This window comes from Hylemonella gracilis (genome assembly GCF_004328645.1).
Classification (GTDB): domain Bacteria; phylum Pseudomonadota; class Gammaproteobacteria; order Burkholderiales; family Burkholderiaceae_C; genus Hylemonella; species Hylemonella gracilis_B.
Genome location: NZ_CP031395.1, coordinates 1,616,267 through 1,633,886 on the forward strand (window position 1 = coordinate 1,616,267; position 17,620 = coordinate 1,633,886).

General features: G+C 66.7%; 17 protein-coding genes. 10 read left to right on the top strand and 7 right to left on the bottom strand.

What is annotated here, in order from left to right:
• Nucleotides 1-10: 10 nt before the first annotated feature.
• Nucleotides 11-1,582, bottom strand: a complete 1,572-nt coding sequence (gene ilvA, locus DW355_RS07640; protein ID WP_131278959.1) for a threonine ammonia-lyase, biosynthetic — start codon at nt 1,580-1,582, stop codon at nt 11-13.
• Nucleotides 1,583-1,738: 156 nt separating this feature from the next.
• Here ilvA and DW355_RS07645 point away from each other — a divergent pair, with 156 nt between their 5' ends.
• Together DW355_RS07645 and DW355_RS07650 are read left to right on the top strand one after the other, a co-directional pair.
• Entirely contained in the window at nt 1,739-2,191 is a 453-nt protein-coding gene (locus tag DW355_RS07645; RefSeq protein ID WP_131278961.1) for an OsmC family protein, read from the top strand.
• Nucleotides 2,188-3,099 (top strand): SDR family NAD(P)-dependent oxidoreductase, encoded by a 912-nt coding sequence (locus tag DW355_RS07650; protein WP_131278963.1) that lies wholly within the window; start codon nt 2,188-2,190, stop codon nt 3,097-3,099. The genes DW355_RS07645 and DW355_RS07650 overlap by 4 nt, the downstream gene beginning before the upstream one ends.
• 3 nt (nt 3,100-3,102) lie before the next feature.
• Here DW355_RS07650 and ruvC read toward each other — a convergent pair whose 3' ends face one another.
• The 4 genes from ruvC to DW355_RS07670 form a co-directional block, all read right to left on the bottom strand.
• Complete coding sequence (gene ruvC, locus DW355_RS07655; RefSeq protein WP_131282468.1) at nt 3,103-3,651, bottom strand: crossover junction endodeoxyribonuclease RuvC; 549 nt, start codon at nt 3,649-3,651, stop codon at nt 3,103-3,105.
• Between the two features lie 40 nt (nt 3,652-3,691).
• Nucleotides 3,692-4,798, bottom strand: coding sequence for a transglycosylase domain-containing protein (locus DW355_RS07660; protein ID WP_347562750.1), 1,107 nt, complete (start codon nt 4,796-4,798; stop codon nt 3,692-3,694).
• A 31-nt stretch (nt 4,799-4,829) separates the two neighbouring features.
• Entirely contained in the window at nt 4,830-5,711 is an 882-nt protein-coding gene (locus DW355_RS07665; protein WP_131278965.1) for an energy transducer TonB, read from the bottom strand.
• Between the two features lie 65 nt (nt 5,712-5,776).
• Entirely contained in the window at nt 5,777-7,876 is a 2,100-nt protein-coding gene (locus DW355_RS07670; RefSeq protein ID WP_131278967.1) for a ribonuclease catalytic domain-containing protein, read from the bottom strand.
• A 186-nt stretch (nt 7,877-8,062) separates the two neighbouring features.
• On the opposite strand from DW355_RS07670, the gene DW355_RS07675 reads away from it, so the two are divergent.
• The 4 genes from DW355_RS07675 to DW355_RS07690 are packed head-to-tail and all read left to right on the top strand — an operon-like array spanning nt 8,063 to nt 12,195.
• Nucleotides 8,063-8,899: an SDR family oxidoreductase gene (locus tag DW355_RS07675; protein ID WP_131278969.1), complete on the top strand. Its 837-nt coding sequence runs from the start codon at nt 8,063-8,065 to the stop codon at nt 8,897-8,899.
• A gap of 9 nt (nt 8,900-8,908) precedes the next feature.
• Nucleotides 8,909-10,246: a flavin-containing monooxygenase gene (locus tag DW355_RS07680; protein ID WP_131278971.1), complete on the top strand. Its 1,338-nt coding sequence runs from the start codon at nt 8,909-8,911 to the stop codon at nt 10,244-10,246.
• A gap of 27 nt (nt 10,247-10,273) precedes the next feature.
• Nucleotides 10,274-11,203: a bile acid:sodium symporter family protein gene (locus DW355_RS07685; RefSeq protein ID WP_131278973.1), complete on the top strand. Its 930-nt coding sequence runs from the start codon at nt 10,274-10,276 to the stop codon at nt 11,201-11,203.
• Entirely contained in the window at nt 11,200-12,195 is a 996-nt protein-coding gene (locus DW355_RS07690; RefSeq protein ID WP_131278975.1) for an SDR family oxidoreductase, read from the top strand. Before DW355_RS07685 ends, DW355_RS07690 begins: the two co-directional genes overlap by 4 nt.
• Nucleotides 12,196-12,217: 22 nt before the next feature.
• Here the strand turns inward: DW355_RS07690 and DW355_RS07695 are convergent, their stop codons facing one another.
• Both DW355_RS07695 and radC read right to left on the bottom strand, forming a co-directional pair.
• The gene (locus DW355_RS07695; protein WP_131278977.1) at nt 12,218-12,898 is read right to left on the bottom strand and encodes a Smr/MutS family protein; all 681 of its coding nucleotides are present in this window, start codon (nt 12,896-12,898) and stop codon (nt 12,218-12,220) included.
• A 44-nt stretch (nt 12,899-12,942) separates the two neighbouring features.
• Complete coding sequence (radC, locus tag DW355_RS07700) at nt 12,943-13,614, bottom strand: RadC family protein (RefSeq protein ID WP_131278979.1); 672 nt, start codon at nt 13,612-13,614, stop codon at nt 12,943-12,945.
• A 134-nt stretch (nt 13,615-13,748) separates the two neighbouring features.
• Between radC and DW355_RS07705 the strand changes: the two genes are divergently transcribed.
• The 4 genes from DW355_RS07705 to DW355_RS07720 all read left to right on the top strand — a co-directional run bounded on the left by DW355_RS07705 (nt 13,749) and on the right by DW355_RS07720 (nt 17,608).
• Nucleotides 13,749-14,198 (top strand): FKBP-type peptidyl-prolyl cis-trans isomerase, encoded by a 450-nt coding sequence (locus DW355_RS07705; protein ID WP_131278981.1) that lies wholly within the window; start codon nt 13,749-13,751, stop codon nt 14,196-14,198.
• A gap of 26 nt (nt 14,199-14,224) precedes the next feature.
• Nucleotides 14,225-15,160 (top strand): 4-hydroxy-3-methylbut-2-enyl diphosphate reductase, encoded by a 936-nt coding sequence (ispH, locus tag DW355_RS07710; RefSeq protein ID WP_207388099.1) that lies wholly within the window; start codon nt 14,225-14,227, stop codon nt 15,158-15,160.
• A gap of 478 nt (nt 15,161-15,638) precedes the next feature.
• Nucleotides 15,639-16,952 carry a serine--tRNA ligase gene (gene serS, locus DW355_RS07715; protein ID WP_131278983.1) on the top strand — a complete coding sequence of 438 codons (1,314 nt, stop codon included), beginning with the start codon at nt 15,639-15,641 and terminating at the stop codon, nt 16,950-16,952.
• Between the two features lie 95 nt (nt 16,953-17,047).
• Nucleotides 17,048-17,608 carry a peroxiredoxin gene (locus DW355_RS07720; protein WP_131278985.1) on the top strand — a complete coding sequence of 187 codons (561 nt, stop codon included), beginning with the start codon at nt 17,048-17,050 and terminating at the stop codon, nt 17,606-17,608.
• Nucleotides 17,609-17,620: the final 12 nt, after the last annotated feature.

Sequence of the window (17,620 nt, forward strand, 5' to 3'; positions counted from 1 at the left end):
CCGGGGCGATTCAAGCCTGCAAAAACATCTGGTAGGCCGGGTTCTCGGTCTCTTCCACATGGGCATACCCCAGCGTGGCAAGAAACTTCTTGAAGGCTTTGTCGTCCGCCTTGGGCACTTGCAGGCCGACCAGGGTGCGGGCGTAGTCCGCGCCCTGGTTGCGGTAGTGGAAGAGGCTGATGTTCCAGTTGGGCTGCATCAGGCTCAGGAACTTGAGCAGGGCGCCCGGTCGCTCGGGGAAGGTGAAGCGCAGCAGGCGTTCGTCCTTGGCCAGGGCCGAACGGCCGCCGACGAGGTGGCGGATGTGTTCCTGCGCCAGATCGTCGTGCGAGATATCCAGGGTGGTGAAGCCGTGGCGCTTGAAGTTGGCCGCGATCTTGCTGCTTTCGCCTGGGGCGCTGGTGGTTAGGCCGACGAAGACGTGCGCCTTCTTCGCATCGCTGATGCGGTAATTGAACTCGGTCACGTTGTGCGGTCCACCGGGCAACTGGCCCACGACTTCGCAGAAGCGCCGGAAGCTGCCGCGTTCCTCGGGCATGGTGACGGCAAACAGGGCTTCGCGGGCTTCGCCTACCTCGGCGCGCTCGGCCACGAAGCGGAGGCGGTCGAAGTTCATGTTGGCGCCGCAGAGGATGGCCGCGTAGGTCTGGCCCTTGGTCTTGTGCTCGGCCACGTACTGCTTGATGGCCGCCACGGCCAACGCGCCCGCGGGTTCGACGATGGAACGTGTGTCGACGAAAACGTCCTTGATGGCGGCGCACACGGCGTCGGTGTCCACCGTGATGTAGTCGTCCACCAGTTTTCGGGCGAGACGGAAGGTTTCAATGCCCACCTGCTTGACGGCCGTGCCGTCGGAAAACAGCCCCACGTCGGGCAACATCAGGCGCTTACCTGCCTTGACGGACTGCAGCATCGCGCAAGAGTCCTGGGTCTGCACGCCGATCACCTTGACCTCGGGGCGCACGGTCTTGATGTAGGCGGCCACGCCGGAGATCAGCCCGCCACCGCCGATGGCGACGAAGACAGCGTCCAGTGGCCCCTGGTGCTGGCGCAGCATTTCCATGGCCACCGTGCCCTGGCCCGCGATCACATCCGGATCGTCGAAGGGGTGGACGAAGGTGAGGCCATTCTTCTTCTGCAGTTCCATGGCGTGGGCGTAGGCGTCGGAGTAGCTGTCGCCTTGCAGCACGACTTCACCGCCGAGCGCGCGCACCGCTTCGATCTTGACCTGCGGCGTGGTGGTCGGCATCACGATCACCGCACGCGCACCCAGCTTGCTCGCGCCCAGCGCGACGCCCTGCGCATGGTTGCCGGCGGAGGCGCAGATCACGCCTTTCTTCAATTGCTCGGGCGTGAGGTTGGCCAGCTTGTTGTAGGCCCCACGCAGCTTGAAGCTGAACACGGGCTGCTGGTCCTCACGCTTGAGCAGCACGGTGTTGTGCAGGCGGCGGCTCAGGGTCTTGGCCTTGTCCAGCGAAGTTTCCACTGCCACGTCGTAGACGCGGGCATTGAGGATTTTCTGCAGGTAGTCGGCGGGGGTGAGGGGGCGTGGCGCGCGGGCGGGGACTTTTCCGGTTTTCATGCGTGGGGCGATTCTGCTCAAAAAGACGTCGATGGGACCAGGGCTGACCGCTTGTGGGTACGCGGGCAGGGCGGTGGCGCAGGGATAATTCGCGTCAACGCAGGACGTGGGGCCAAACCCCATATTCAGACCCCCATTTTGACAAGGAAACACGCGATGGAATGCACGGTGAGTTGGACGGGCGCGAGCGGCACGCGTTCGGGCATGGGTTTTGTGGCGGAAACGGGCAGTGGCCACGTGCTGATGATGGACGGCGCGCCGGACGCCGCCAAGCCCGAGAACGGGGGCCAGAATCTGGCGCCCCGCCCGATGGAGACGGTACTGGCCGGCACGGGCGGCTGCACGGCCTATGACGTGGTGCTGATCCTCAAGCGGGGGCGGCACGATGTGCGCGGCTGCACGGTCAAGCTGACCAGCGAGCGTGCCGAGACAGACCCGAAGGTGTTCACCAAGATCCACCTGCATTTCACGGTGACGGGCAAAGGCATCCCTGAAACGGCGGTGGAGCGGGCAATCGCGCTCAGCCACGACAAGTACTGCTCGGCCACCATCATGCTCGGCAAGACGGCGGAGATCACGACGAGCTTCGAGCTGAAAGAAGCTGCATGATCGATTTCGAGGGCCGGGTGGCCATTGTGACCGGCGCGGGCGGCGGTCTGGGACGTGAGCATGCGCTGGCTCTGGCCCGGCGTGGTGCGAAAGTGCTGGTGAATGACCTGGGCGGCGCGCGCGATGGCAGCGGCGCCTCGGTGGATGCGGCGCAGGCCGTGGTGGACGACATCCACGCCGCCGGGGGCGCGGCCCTGGCCAACGCGGCCTCCGTGACCGATCCCGATGCCGTGCAAGCCATGGTGCAACAAGCGGTCGATGCCTGGGGGCGGGTGGACATCCTGGTGAACAACGCGGGCATCTTGCGCGACAAGACCTTCGCCAAGATGGACCTGGCGGATTTCCGCCTGGTGCTGGACGTGCACCTCATGGGCGCCGTGCATTGCACCCAGGCCGTCTGGCCCGTGATGAGCGCGCAGCAATATGGCCGCATCGTGATGACGACATCGTCCAGCGGCCTGTACGGCAACTTCGGTCAGAGCAATTACGGCGCGGCTAAGATGGCCCTGGTGGGCTTGATGCAGACGCTGGCGCTGGAAGGCGCGAAACATGACATACGCGTCAACTGCCTGGCACCCACGGCCGCCACGCGCATGACACAAGGGCTGATGCCTGACGTGGTGCTGCGCGCGCTCCGGCCCGAAGCCGTGGTGCCCGCCATGCTGCTGCTGGCCAGCGCCGACGCGCCCACCCGCGCCATCCTGTGCGCGGGCGCGGGCAGTGTGGAAGCCGCGCACATCACGCTGACCAAAGGTGCTTGGATCGGTCTCGGTGACGATGCGGACGAACGCCTGCGCGAACAGCTGGACAAAGTCACCGACCGCACGCGCGACAGCGTGCCTGAAAGCGGCAACGTGCAAGGCTCGCAGGAAGTCAAGCGCGCGATGCTGAATTTCTGGCGTACCTGATGCTCAGTGCCCGCGTCCGTCCCGATAGCGGCCACTGGTCTTGCGCGACAGCGGCGCAGCCTCGCCCAGTCGCGTGAGCGTCTGGCCCGCATGGGCCTGCGTGATCGCCAGGCCCAGGGCATCCGCCGCGTCCGGCCCGGGCAGGCCGGGCAGCTTGAGCAGTCGCTGCACCATGGCCTGAACCTCGGCCTTGGATGCGCGCCCATGGCCGGCCACGGCCTGCTTCATCTGCAAGGCGGTGTACTCGGCCACGAGTAGCCTGCAGGTCACCAGCGCCGTCAGGCAGGCGCCGCGCGCCTGGCCCAGCAGCAGGGTGGACTGCGGATTGACATTGACGAAGACGATTTCCACCGCCGCCTGGACGGGTTGATAGCGCGCCACGACCTCGTTGATCCCGTCGAACAGCACCTTCAGCCGTGCCGGCAGATTTCCCTGTTCTTCCTTGGCGGTGCTGATGGTGCCGCTGGCGATGTAGCGCAGACGCTGGCCCTGCGCCTCGATGACACCAAAGCCCGTGGTGCGCAGGCCCGGGTCGATGCCCAGGATGCGCAGCGTCGTGGGCGTGTTCATGGCCGGTGGAGGGGAGTGGACTTCATGGCGGAAGCTGGGCAAACCAAAGCCGCGATTCGATGACGCCCGCGCGCTCGGCCAGGTAGCTGGAGTTGGGCAGCTTCTCGAAGAAGCGCGGGCGCGGCAGCATCACGGCCAGGCGGGCGGCCTCTTCGGGGCCCAGCTGCCAAGCATTCTTGGCATAGTAGCGCTGTGCGGCGGCCTGCGCGCCAAACACGCCTTCACCCCATTCGACGTGATTGAGGTACACCTCCAGGATGCGCCGCTTGTCGAGCAGGGTCTCGAGCATCAGCGTCAGTACCAGCTCCTGGCTTTTGCGCAGCAGGGTTCGTTCGCCCGACAGAAACAGGTTCTTCGCCAGTTGCTGGGTGATGGTGGAGCCGCCCACCACCTTGGGCTGGCGCACCGCCTGTTGGGTGGTGCGCTGCGCGGCGGAGCGCTGGGCCAGCATCTCGGCGCGGGCCTGGGCGGCCGCGTTGCGCAGCCAGGCTTCCTGCAAGGCCACCCAATCCACGCCAGGGTGATTGACGAAGCCGTCGTCCTCGGAGGCGATCACCGCGCGCTTGAGCTGCGTGGAAATCCGTTCGTAATCCACCCACTGCTGACGCCAGCGTAGCGGCTTGGGCTTGCGCACGACCACCTTTTTGCCGTTCGTGGCCACGGGCGGGTCCGCGCGGCTCTCCTGCCAGAGCCGCCACAGCTCAGAGCGCTCGAAGGCGGTGGACTGCGGATCGACGCGCACCATCAGCGCGATGCGTCCGAGGAAGAAAAGCTGCAGCGCGAACCCCGCAATCAGCAGCAGGACCAGCCAGCGCCAGAGGGCTTGCAGGGGCAGGGACAGGGGACCGCGCATGAAACGTGAGAGGTGGGAAGAGGTTGGCGTGCGGCGACGATGGATGGCGTGTTGGCGGTAGGCGGATCGACCCTCGGCCTTGTCATTGCCCTGGGCGCCGAGCGTCGGCGCCGGCATGGCAGCTTCGTCCGGGGGCAGCTCGTCCAGGGCATGCAAGAGGGAGTGGCTGGCCTCGGGGTGCAAATCGAAGCGGGTGTCATCGAACGCCGGCCGATTGTCGCGCGCACCCGCGCGCCTGCGTCTGGAAGTCAGCCATCGCGACAGTCGTTTCAGCATCCCTGGGGTGTCCTGCGGGGTCCCGCGCCGATCAACGCGCGGGCGCGTTGCTCACCTGGGTCTGCAGCGTGGCGTCGTGCGCGAAATGGAAGCGCGAGACCACCACGATCTGATCAGCCTGCTTGCGCATGGCCGGCGTGAAGGCGCCGAACGGCGAGGCCGCCTGCGCAATGGCCTGGGCGCGCCGGTCCAGCTCGCGGTTGCCGGAGCCCTGCGCCACTTCGGCGCTGACGATGCGGCCCTGCGCATCCACGGTGAGGGCCATGGTCAGTTCGCCGTACAGCTGGCGTCCAGCGACGTTCGGGAAGTTGGCCGTGCCCTTGGCTTCGATGGCACGGCGCAGGCGGTCGTAATACTGGGCGTAGGCCGCTTCCCGTGTGGCGGGACCGATGTAGTGCTTGCGCGGGCGAGCGCTGTCCTGCTGGATGCGCCGCTCGATTTCCGCCAGCTGCTTGAGCAGCAGGCGGCGTTTTTCTTCCTGTGCGGTGTTGGCGTTGCCCGCCGCGTCGCTCTGGGGCGAGGGAGCGGGCAGGCTGGCGAGCTGGGCGCGCACCTGGGCCAGCAGCAGGTTCTGCTGGGCCTGCAGGCGTTGGAGCTGCTCACTGGTTTCCTGGTCCAGGGTGTCGCCCTGCAGGTCGATCTGCGTGGCCGGCAGTGGGCTGGTAGCGCGCCCGGCCTCGAGTTCACCGCCGCCGGCGAGCTTGCTCTGGGCAATCGCCTTGGCCTCCTCGTCGCGCACATCCTCTTCCTCGCTGCGAGCGTTGACCAGGATGACTTCCAGCGGCGTGTCCCGGAAGGCACGTTCGAACGCCTCGGGCGCGACGAAACGCACGGTCAGCAGGACCGCGTGCAGGCCCAGGGACACGCCCAGCGCCCACTGCAAGGTGTTGAGCTGAAAAGTAGGCAGCCGCATGGGTTTGGACAGGCGCGAATTCACGGGGCCGGATTATCGCCGCAGCTTCCTGGCGGGCCCATCCTTCAGGTGCCGCTGGTCGGGGACGCGCCCTCGGCCTCGGGAGCCTCGTTGACATCCACCGCGATGGCAATCGGGCCGGCGGCCAGGGAGTCATCGTCCTCGCCTTCAGCGGTTTCGGCGAGATCACCCTCGGTCCCGTTGGCGTTGGCGTCGGCGTCCAGGCGCGCGATCACCGTGCCGCTGACGTCCAGGGCCACTTCGTCGATGGTGCCAAGTTTCACCCGCACCCGCGCGCCGCGCGACAGGCCTTGCGTGCCCAGCACGGGCAGCACCAGGGGCAGGGTGTCGGCGCGGGCCAGGTTGTCCTTGAACACCGTGGCGTCCAGCTCAGTGATGCCTTGCTGCGCGAGGTACTTGAGCGTCCAGTAGCGTTCGATGGTGGCCTGGTAGCCGTTGTATGTCGTGTAGGCCGCGTCGAAGGCGCTGATGATGGCGAACAGTTCCGCATCCTTGGGCTTGAAGGGCGCGGCCAGCGCGGCCGTCCTGCCATGGCGCGCGCAGGCGATGATCTGCCACTGGTTCACCATGTCGGTGTAGCGGCGCAGCGGCGAAGTGCTCCAGGCGTAGCTGGGCACACCGATGCCCGCGTGCGGCAGGGCCTTGACGCCCATGCGCACCTTGACGCCGGGCGCCAGGCTGGCCTGGCTGCGGTAGATGGCGGGCACGCCCAGTTCGGCCATCCATTGACCCCAACTGCTGTTGGCCAGGATCATGGCCTCGGCCACGATCAAGTCCAGCGCCGCGCCACGTTGGCGCACACCGATCTGCACCGACTCCTGGCCTTGCGGCTCACCCGCGCCGCCCAGCAGGCGGAAGTTGTAGTCGGGCCGGTTGAAGGTCTCGGGTTTGCCGCGCACGATTTCGCGCCCCGCCTTCAGGTGGCGGGCCAGGCGATGCAGAAAACTCAGTTCTGCACGCAGCGCGGGGGTCAACAGGGCCGCATGCGACGTGGCTTCTGGGGGGAGGGCGGGGGTAAAACCGGGGTTGCTCAGCCATTCCTCCGTCACCACGCCGTCCAGTTGGTCGTGGCGCAGGTTGTGGGCGATGGGTACGCGCTCCAGTTTCGTTGCGCTGTCCACCAACTCCAACGTGTCCTCCTTGAAGCGCACGTAGAGCGACACGGCGGGGCAGGCCTGGCCTTCCTGCAGGGTGTAGCGCTGCACCACGTCGTCGGGCAGCATGGTGATCTTGTAGCCCGGCATGTAGACGGTGGACAAGCGGTCGCGGCCCAGCTTGTCGATGGCGTCGCCGCGCTGCACGGCCAGGCCGGGCGCGGCGATGTGCACGCCCACCGTCACCGTGCCCGAGCCCAGGCCCTGCACCGACAGCGCGTCGTCGATTTCCGTGGTCTGCGAGTCGTCGATGGAGTAAGCCTGCACGCTTGCCGTGGGCAGTTCATCCTTGATCTCGGGCGCCACGAGATTCGCGGGAAAGCCGTAGCCCTTGGGGAAGTTGTCGAACAGGAAACGGCGCCAGTGGAATTGGTAGGGCGAATCGATGGCGCCTGCCGCCTGCAGCAGGTCCAGCGGCGCCTTCTGCGTGGCGCGCGCTGCTTCCACCACGGCCTTGTACTCGGGCGCGTTTTTGTCCGGCTTGAAGAGGATCTTGTAGAGCTGCTCGCGGATGGGCGCGGGGCAGTTGCCTTGGGCGAGTTGCTGCGCCCATTCGCCGATCTGGATCTGCAGCAGGCGCTTCTTCTCGATGGCGGCCAGCGCTTGCTGGATGATCTCCGCCGGCGCCTTCTTGTAGCGTCCCTTGCCCGCGCGGCGGAAGTAATGCGGCGCTTCGTGCAGGCGCAGCAGGGCGGCGGCCTGCTGGGTCAATGTGGGTGGGTCCTGGAAGTACAGGGCCGCAAGCTCGGCGAAGCCGAAATCCTCCTCGGGGGCGAACTCCCAGGCCAGGTCCAGCTCGATGCCCTCGGCCAGGGGCTGGGCCTCGGCCAGCAGCGCGGCCGGCGCGGGTTTCTCGAATTTCAGCAGCACATTGGCCGCCTTGACCTTCACCCGCTTGCCGGTGTCCAGCTCCACCTGGAGCGAGGCGTCGGCCTCGGAAAGGATGCGGCCGGCGAGAAACTTCCCGGCTTCGTCGAACAATGCAAACATAGGGGGATTGTCCCATGGGCAAGGTCTGCCCCGGGGTTGGGGTACATGGCGGTGCGCGGGGTGTGGGTACCAGTTTGTCCACCGCGCCCGAAGCTTCGGTAATCGCTAAGAAATCGGATATTTCCCGAGCCTCGGGGCTTGCACAGTCTATGCTGCTGCAAAAGAACGACAGGTGGAGACCATGCCATGACCTTCCCGTTCAGAAACGCGGTGCTCACGGGCGCCTGTGGTGGCTTGGGCCAGGCGCTGGCGCGTGAACTGATCGCCAGGGGTGCGGCCGTGGCCCTGGTGGGGCTGAACCGCCCGGTGCTCGATGAACTCGCTGCCTTGGCGTCTGAGCGCTGCACGGTCTACACGCCCGACGTGGCTGACGCCGCGGCCATGCAGGCCTGCGCGCGCGACTGGATGGTGCGCCATGGCGTGCCCGATCTGCTGATCGCCAACGCGGGCGTGGCCGGGGGCTTCGACACCGCGCAGGCCGACGATCTTGCCGTGATGCGCCGCATGCTGGAGATCAACCTGCTAGGCGTGGCCACCACCTTCCAGCCGCACCTGACCGCCATGCGTGCCCAAGGGCGTGGTGCCCTGGTGGCGGTGGCCAGCATCGCGGGCTGGCGGGGCATGCCGGGCAACGGGGCCTATTGCGCGAGCAAGGGCGGCCTGATCCGTTATTTGGAGAGCCTGCGTGCCGAACTGCGCGGCACAGGCCTGAGCGTGCACACGGTGAGCCCGGGGTATCTGCGCACCGCGCTGACGGCCGGCAATCATTTCGCCATGCCCGGTTTGATGGCGCCCGAGGACGCGGCACGCAGGCTGCTGGCCGGCGTGGCGCGTGGGCGTGAACACATCGTGCTGCCGCGACGCATCGGCTGGCTCTCGCGGGCTTTGTCTTTGTTGCCCGTGTCCTGGCATGACCACCTGCTGCTGAACCAGCCGCGCAAGCCGCGCATGGGCGAGGCCGGCGCCACTGCCATCCCCGGTCTGCGGGTCAGCGACCCGCCTTCTTCCCAACCCCGACGTTGAGCCTGTTGCATGACGACCCTTGACACCCGCACCGACACGCGCACCCAGATCGCCCTTATCGGCGCTGGCCCCAGTGGCCTGGCCGCCGCGCGCAATCTGCAGAAACTCGGTATTCCCTTCCAGGGTTTCGAGGCCTACACCGACGTGGGTGGTCTGTGGAACATCCACAACCCGCGCAGCACGGTCTATGAGTCGGCTCACCTGATTTCGAGCAAGACCACCACCGAATTCAGCGAGTTTCCGATGAAACCCGAAGTGGCTGATTACCCCAGCCACCGCGAGATGCGACGGTACTTCATCGACTTCGCCCAACATTTTGATCTGAAGCGGCACTACTGCTTCGGTGCGCAGGTGCAAAGCGTCGTGCCGGTGGGCGAGGGTGACGGCGAGGACAAGGCGCCGCTGTGGCGCGTCACCTGGCGCGACGCGCAGGGCGAGCACGGCGCCGAGTTCAAGGGCCTGGTCATCGCCAATGGCACCTTGGCCGAACCGAATCTGCCGAAGTTCGAGGGGCGCTTCAGCGGCGAGCTCATCCACACAGCCGCCTACAAGAGCGCCGAGCAGTTCCGCGGCAAGCGGGTGCTGGTGGTGGGTGCGGGCAACTCGGGCTGCGATATCGCGGTGGACGCCGTGCACGCAGCCGACAGCGTGGACATCTCGGTGCGTCGCGGTTATTACTTCGTGCCCAAGTACGTGTTCGGCAAACCGGCCGACACCCTGGGCGGCAAGCTGCGCTTGCCCGTCTGGCTCAAGCAGAAGATGGATGCCCTGGTCCTGGGCTGGTTCACGGGCGATCCCGCGCGTTTCGGCCTGCCCAAGCCCGACTACAAGATGTACGAGTCGCACCCCGTGGTGAACTCACTCATCCTGCACCACCTGGGCCACGGCGACATCCACGTCAAGCCCGACATCGCACGCCTGGATGGCCGCACTGTGTTTTTCAGGGACGGCAGTGCGCAGGACTACGACCTCATCCTCTGCGCCACGGGTTATCGCCTGCACTACCCCTTCATCAAGCCCGAGCTGCTCAACTGGCAGGGCATGGCGCCACAGCTTTACCTCAACATCTTCACGCCACGCTTCGACAACTTGGCCGTGATGGGCATGATCGAGGCCAGCGGCATTGGCTGGCAGGGCCGCTATGAGCAGGCCGAACTGGTCGCGCGTTATTTCAAGGCGCAGGCGACCGGTAATCCGGCGGCAGTTGCGCTGAACGCGGCCAAGCGCGGGCCTGCGCCCGATCTCAGCGGTGGCTTCAAGTACCTCAAGCTCGAGCGCATGGCCTATTACGTCCATAAGGACACCTACCGCGCCGCCGTGCGCGCGGCCAGCGCGGCGCTGGCCTGATTCATCGCTGACCTCAAGGGAGAACGCATGCTGCCTGTCGACGAGATCCGCCTCAACTTCAACCCCGCCTCGCTGGTCATCCTCAACGTGGTGCTGGGCTTCCTGATGTTCGGCATTGCGCTGGACACGCGCGCGGCCGACTTCCGGCGCGTGCTGCGCATGCCCTGGGCCATGGGCGTGGGCATCGCCGCGCAGTTCCTCGTGCTGCCGGCCGTGACCTTCGGGCTCACGCTGCTGCTGCACGTCGCGCCGAGCATCGCGCTGGGCATGATCCTCGTGGCCTGCTGCCCGCCAGGCAACGTGAGCAACATCGTCACGCACCGTGCGGGTGGCAATGTGGCGTTGTCGGTTTCCATGACGGCCATTTCCAACGCCCTGTCCATCGTGCTCATGCCGCTGAACTTTGCCTTCTGGGCCGGTCTGCACCCCACGGCCGCGCCGCTGTTTCGCAGCATCGCGCTGGACCCGGCGGAGATGGCGGGTCACATCGTGGCCATCATTGGCATCCCCTTCGTGCTGGGCATCGTCTGCGCCGAGAAGCTGCCGCGCTTGACCGCGCGCATCCGCAAGCCCGCGCGTTTTCTGAGCTTCTTCTGTCTGATCGCCTTCATCCTGGGCGCCGTCGCCGGCAACTGGCGGTATTTCCTCGACTATGTGGGGCTGGTGCTGCTGGCGGTGGTGCTGCACGATGCGCTGGCCTTCCTCACGGGCTACCTCTGCGCGCGCGCCAGCGGCCTGCAGGACTATGACCGCCGGGCCGTGTCCATCGAGGTCGGCATCCGCAACGCGGGCCTGGGCCTGGTGCTGATCTTCAGCTTCTTCGGCGGCTTGGGCGGCATGGCCGTGGTGGCCGGGGTCTGGGGTTTCTGGGACATCATTGCGGGCCTGGTTCTGGCCAGTTGGTGGGGCCGCAGACCTGCTGCGGGAACACCCGCGCAGGTGGAGTCTCAGTCATGAGCGAGGCAGCGGCCGGTGCACGCCGCGTTTTCATCACCGGCGCCGACGGCTTCCTGGGCCGCAGCCTGTTGGCCGAGCTGGTGCGCGAGGTCCGCTTGGCGTGCATCGTGGCGGCCGACGTGCGGCCGGTGCCCGAGTCACGACGCCATCCCGGCGTGATCTATCTGACACTGGATGTGCGTGACCCGGCCCTGGGCCAGCAGATGGCCGCCTACCGGATCGACACCGTGGTGCACCTGGCGTCCATCGTCACGCCGGGCCGCGGCTCCAGCCGTGAACTCGAATACTCGGTCGACGTGCTGGGCAGCCGCAATGTGCTGCAGGCTTGCGTGGCCCAGGGCGTGCAGCACATCGTGGTGAGTTCCAGCGGCGCGGCCTATGGCTACCACCGCGACAACCCGGCCTGGCTGCGCGAGAGCGACCCGCTGCGCGGTCACCCGGCCTTCGCCTATGCCGACCACAAGCGCCAGGTCGAGGAGATGTTGGCCGACTACCGCGTCAGCACACCGGCCCTGCGCCAGACCGTGCTGCGCATCGGCACCATCCTGGGCGAGACCGTGGACAACCAGATCACCGCGTTGTTCGAGAAGCCGCGCCTGCTGGCCATCCGTGGCAGCGAGAGCCCCTTCGTCTTCATCTGGGACCGCGACGTGACGGGCGCCATCCTGCATGCGCTGCGCACGCGCCAGGCCGGCTGCTACAACCTGGCCGGAGACGGCGCGCTCCCCTTGCGCGAAATCGCCCGGCGCCTGGGCAAGCCGCTACGGGTGCTGCCGGCAGCCTTGCTCCAGGCCGCGCTGGCCGTGGGGCATGCGCTGCGCGTCAGTCGCTACGGCCCCGAGCAACTGGACTTCCTGCGCTACCGCCCCGTACTGCTCAACACGGCGCTCAAGACCGAGTTCGGTTATGTGCCAGCCAAGACGAGCAGCGAGGCCTTTGACGCTTTTGTGGCCGCTCGTGCGGCACAGGGACGACCGTTGACGAGGTGGTGAAGAACGGAGAGTGCGCCTGTGCTCAGCCACCAGGCTGAAGCAGCACCACCAACGCCCCCGCGCCGCCTTCGGCCGGTCGCGCCTGCACGAAGGCCAGCACGTCCTTCTTCTGCGCCAGCCAGCCCTGCACACGACCCTTGAGCACGGGCGTCTTGCCCGGTGAACCCAGGCCCTTGCCATGGACCACGCGCACGCAGCGCAGTCCTTGCTTGCGGGTTTCTCGGATGAAGGCGCCGAGCTGTTCGCGGGCTTCCTCGGTGCGCAGGCCGTGCAGATCGAGCTGGGCCTGGATGGCCCAGTCGCCCTTGCGCAACCGGCGCGTCACGTCCGGGCCGATGCCCGCGGCGCGGTAGCTCAGGTGTTCGTCGGTGTCGAGCAGGGTGGACACATCAAACTCATCGCTGATGGCTTCGCCCAACACGGCGGCCTCGTCGCGCTGGCGTTGCAGCGGGATGGGCGCGGGCTTGTCGGATTGCAGCGCCGCGCGTCGGGTGCTGCCATGCTTGGCGGCGAGCTTGGGCGGCAGTGCCTGCACGGCGCCGGCGGCGCGGCGAAACAGATCGCCATCGCTCTGGCTCTGCCGGGCGCGCTTTTTTTCCTCGGCCAACCGCTCGACCTCCAGCTTTGCCTGGGTTTCCAAGGTTTTCTTGACCTGTTTGAGGTCGGCCAAGGTGTCGAGCCTGGTGTTGAACTTCGCCTTCATGCTTGGGGTTGTACACCAGCCCGATGGGGCCTGTCCTGCCGCGCTCAGATCAGACCGTGCTCCGCCATGGACAGGGCCTGGCCGGGCGCGACGATGACATGGTCCAGCACGCGCACGTCGACCAAGGCGAGGGCACTTTGCAGGCTGCGCGTCAGCAGTTCGTCGGCGCGCGAGGGCGACACGCTGCCGCTGGGGTGGTTGTGAGCCAGTACCACGGCCGCGGCGTGGTGGTGCAGGGCGCGCAACACCACCTCGCGTGGATAGACGCTGGTCTGCGCCAGCGTGCCACGAAACAGTTCCTCCAGCGCGAGCAGGCGGTGCTGGCTGTCCAGGAAGAGCACCGCGAAGCATTCGTGCAGCTTGGCGGCGAGATGCATTTGCAGGTAGTGCTTGACGGTCTCGGGCGTATCGAGCGTCGAGCGCGCGCGCAGTTGTTGTGCCAGCGCGCGGCGCGCGAGTTCCATCACCGCCCGCAGCTCGGCACGCTTGGCTGGGCCCAGTCCCTTGACGCGGTTCAGGTCGTTTCCACCGGCTTGCAGCAGGCCGGCGATGCCATCGAAACCGTCCAGCAAGTCCTGCGCGAGCTGCAGCACGCCCTTGCCGGCGACGCCGGTGCGCAGCAGCAGGGCCAGCAGTTCGGTGTCGGAGAGCGCGCCCGGGCCGCGGGCCAGGAGTTTTTCGCGCGGGCGCGATTCCGTCGGCAAGTCTTTGACCATGGGGTGGGTATTCGGGGGTGGATGGCTGGGGCGGCGCCTGCTTTCTACAATGGCGGGCTGGGCGCGGCCAGGGTCTTGGCTTTTTGCGCCTGCGCCTTTTCAGTCTTCCACTTTTCAACCGGCAGGTTTTTCTCATGAGCGCCACGCCCGCGCGGGTCGTCCCCGGCTCCTTTCTGACGCTGCATTACCGCTTGGCTGGCCCGGCCGGTGATGTGGTCAACACCTTCGGCGGCAAGCCCGCGACGCTGACCATGGGCTCGGGCGAGTTGGCGCCCGGCATCGAGGCCGCGCTGATCGGGCTGGAGGAGGGTGTGCACACGAAGCTGGACCTGCCGGCGGGTGTGTACGGCGAGAAGAACCCGGACATGCAGCAGTGGCTGTCGCGCAAGGAATTGCGCGAGCTGGGCGACCCGAATGAGGAGTACCGCGTCGGTGATGTGGTGCAGTTCCCCACGCCGGACCGGCAGGGGCAGTTCGGTGGCGTGGTGGTGCAAACGGGTGAACAGTCCGTGCTGTTCGACTTCAACCACCCGCTGGCGGGCCAGCCAGTGACGTTCGAAGTGCAACTGATTGGTGTGTTGTGATGGGGGCGGGGAGCGTGGGAGGCATCATGGACGCGAGCGCAGAAATTCTTTTGGCCGAACCCCGTGGGTTCTGCGCGGGCGTGGACCGGGCCATCGAAATCGTCGAACGGGCCCTGGCCAAGTTCGGCAGGCCCATCTACGTGCGGCACGAGATCGTGCACAACACCTATGTGGTGAACGACCTCAAGGCCAAGGGTGCCATCTTCATCGAAGAACTGGACGATGTGCCGCCGGGCGCGACGCTGGTGTTCTCCGCCCACGGCGTGAGCCGCGCCGTGCAGCGCGAGGCTCAGCGGCGGGGTTTCCAGATCTTCGATGCGACCTGTCCGCTGGTGACCAAGGTGCATGTGGAAGTGGCCAAGCTGCACAAGGAAGGCTACGAGTTCATCATGATCGGCCACAAGGGTCACCCGGAGGTCGAAGGCACGATGGGCCAGCTCGACAGCGGCATCCATCTGGTGGAAGACGAGGCGGACGTGGCGCGGGTGCTGCCGGCGCAGAGCGAGAAGCTCGCGGTGGTGACGCAAACCACCTTGTCGGTGGACGACGCGGCGGGCATCCTGGCGGCGGTGAAGGCGCGGTTTCCGCAGGTGCGCGAGCCCAAGCAGCAGGACATTTGCTACGCCACGCAGAACCGGCAGGACGCGGTGAAGGTGCTGAGCGGCCAGGTTGACGTGCTGGTGGTGGTGGGCAGCCCAACCAGTTCCAACAGCAACCGCTTGCGCGAGGTGGCGCACAAGCGCGGCGTGTCGGCCTACATGGTGGACAACGCGGACGAGCTGCAGGCGGACTGGTTCGAGGGCAAGGCGCGGGTGGGCCTGACGGCGGGTGCTTCGGCGCCGGAAATCCTGGTGCAGCAGGTGATCGAGCGCATCAAGGCGCTGGGCGCGGTGGCGGTGCGCAAGATGGATGGGGTGGAGGAGACGGTGAAGTTTCCTTTGCCCAAAGGTCTGAAGGTCTGAAACCTGTTCTTGTGGGTGGCGGCGCGCCTTGGGCCTGGGGGCCGGGGCGCTCATGCGGGGGTGGTCGGCTTTGCCGACTGCGCATCGGCCAGGCCTTGTACGCCTGTCCGGCATAACTCACTGCGCGCCTTTGGCGCTCCGTTCAGACAGGATGCCGGAAATCAGATCACGAAGCGCCGCTCACTTCGTGTAGCGCCGCCACGGCGTTCAAGGCCTGGCCGATGCCACCCCCGAAATCGCACCCCGGCCCCCAGGCCCAAGGCGCTGGGGCACCCGTGTTGGCAGGTCGCCCTTCGAGCGCCAACCTTGCTGATCGAGCAGGCGTGCGGGCTGGGGTGAACCCGCCGATTTCGATTTTGCGTTCAGCAAAATCACATGAGGCGTGGTCAACCCAGCCCGCACGCCTGCGGCAGCCACAAGCGGATGCCAGCAATCAGACCGTGATGGAGCGATAGCGCCCCTACAATCCGTCCCCATCATGCTAGACCTCAATCTGCTCCGCAAAGACCTGGACGGCGTGCTGGCCCGTCTGGAAACCCGCAAGAAGCCGCAGCCCTACCTCGACGCCGCCCAGTTCCGCGCGCTGGAGGCCGAGCGCAAGATCTTGCAGACCCGCACCGAGGAACTGCAGGGCAAGCGCAATACCTTGAGCAAGCAGATCGGCGCGCTCATGGGGCAGGGCAAGAAGGACGAGGCCGAGGCCGCCAAGGCCGAAGTCAACGCGCTCAAGGGGGAGCTGGACACGTCCGCCGCGCGGCTGGAACAGATCCAGGAACAGATGCAGGCGCTGCTGCTCGCCGTGCCCAACCTGCCGCACGAAAGCGTGCCCGTGGGTTCGGACGAGCACGGCAACGTGGTCGTGCGGACTTGGGGCGAACCCAAGCAGTACGGTTTCGCGGTCAAGGACCACGTGGACCTGGGCGAACCGCTGGGCCTGGATTTCGACACCGGTGCCAAGCTGACCGGCGCGCGCTTCACGGTCATGAAGGGCCAGATCGCCCGCCTGCACCGCGCGCTGGCCCAGTTCATGCTCGACGTGCAGACGCAGCAGCATGGCTACACCGAGTGCTACACGCCCTACATTGTCAACGGCGACACCCTGCGCGGCACCGGCCAGTTGCCCAAGTTCGAGGAAGACCTCTTCGCCGCCAGGAAGGGCGGGCAGGAGGGCGAGGCCGAGAACGTGGCGCTCTACCTCATCCCCACCAGCGAAGTCACGCTGACCAACTTCGTGCGCGACGAGATCGTCGCCGAGGCCGACCTGCCGATCAAGCTCACCGCCCACACACCCTGCTTCCGTTCCGAAGCGGGCAGCTATGGGCGCGACACGCGCGGCATGATCCGTCAGCACCAGTTCGACAAGGTCGAGATGGTGCAGATCGTGCATCCTGACAAGAGCTACGAGGCGCTGGAAGAGATGACGCGCCATGCCGAGGCCATCCTGCAGAAGCTGGGCCTGCCCTACCGCGTGATGAGCTTGTGCACCGGTGACATGGGCTTTGGCGCCGCCAAGACCTATGACCTCGAAGTCTGGTTGCCCGCGCAGAACACCTACCGCGAAATCAGCTCTGTCTCCAACTGCGAGGCCTTCCAGGCCCGCCGCCTGCAGGCCCGCTACAAGAACGCCCAGGGCAAGAACGAGCTCTTGCACACCCTCAACGGATCCGGTCTGGCCGTCGGCCGCGCCCTCGTCGCCGTGCTGGAAAACTATCAGCGCGCGGACGGCACCGTCGAGGTGCCGGAAGCACTCCGCCCCTACATGGGCGGAGTATCGGTGCTTGCACCGACATGAGCTGATCGTTTCATTACAGGCTCGCCTGGCGGGTCCGAGGTTGCGCGCTCCGGTATAAAGCGGATCATCCTGTTCCTGACCGAAGGAGTGCCACCATGACCTCACGACTGCGCCGTGTACTCTGTGTCGCCGGGCCGGCGCTGCTGCTGGGGGGCACCGCCACGGCGGCCGATGCCTTGGCCGTCGGCCAACCCGCGCCGGACTTTTCCTTGCCGGATCAGCAAGGCCAGAAGCGCGGGCTGAGCGAGTGGCGCGGCAAATGGCTGGTGCTGTACTTCTATCCCAAGAACGACACCCCCGGTTGCACCACAGAAGCTTGCAACTTCCGTGACGACTGGCTTCAATTGCAGGAGCTGGGTGCAGAGGTGGTGGGCGTGAGCGTGGACACCAGCGCCTCGCACGCGGCCTTTGCGCAGAAGCACAAGCTGCCCTTCCCCCTCTTGGCAGATGCCCACGGTGAGGTGGCGGCACGCTACGGCGCCCTGTCCGACTGGGTGGTCGTCAAGCTGGCCAAGCGCCAGACCTTCATCATCGATCCGCAGGGGCGCATCGCCCGGGTGTACCGCGCGGTGGATGCAGACCGGCATTCAGTCGAGGTGGTGGCGGATCTGCGGCATCTGCAGTCCCTGCCGCGCTCCGTCGCCACGCCGGCCTGAAGCCGCGGGACG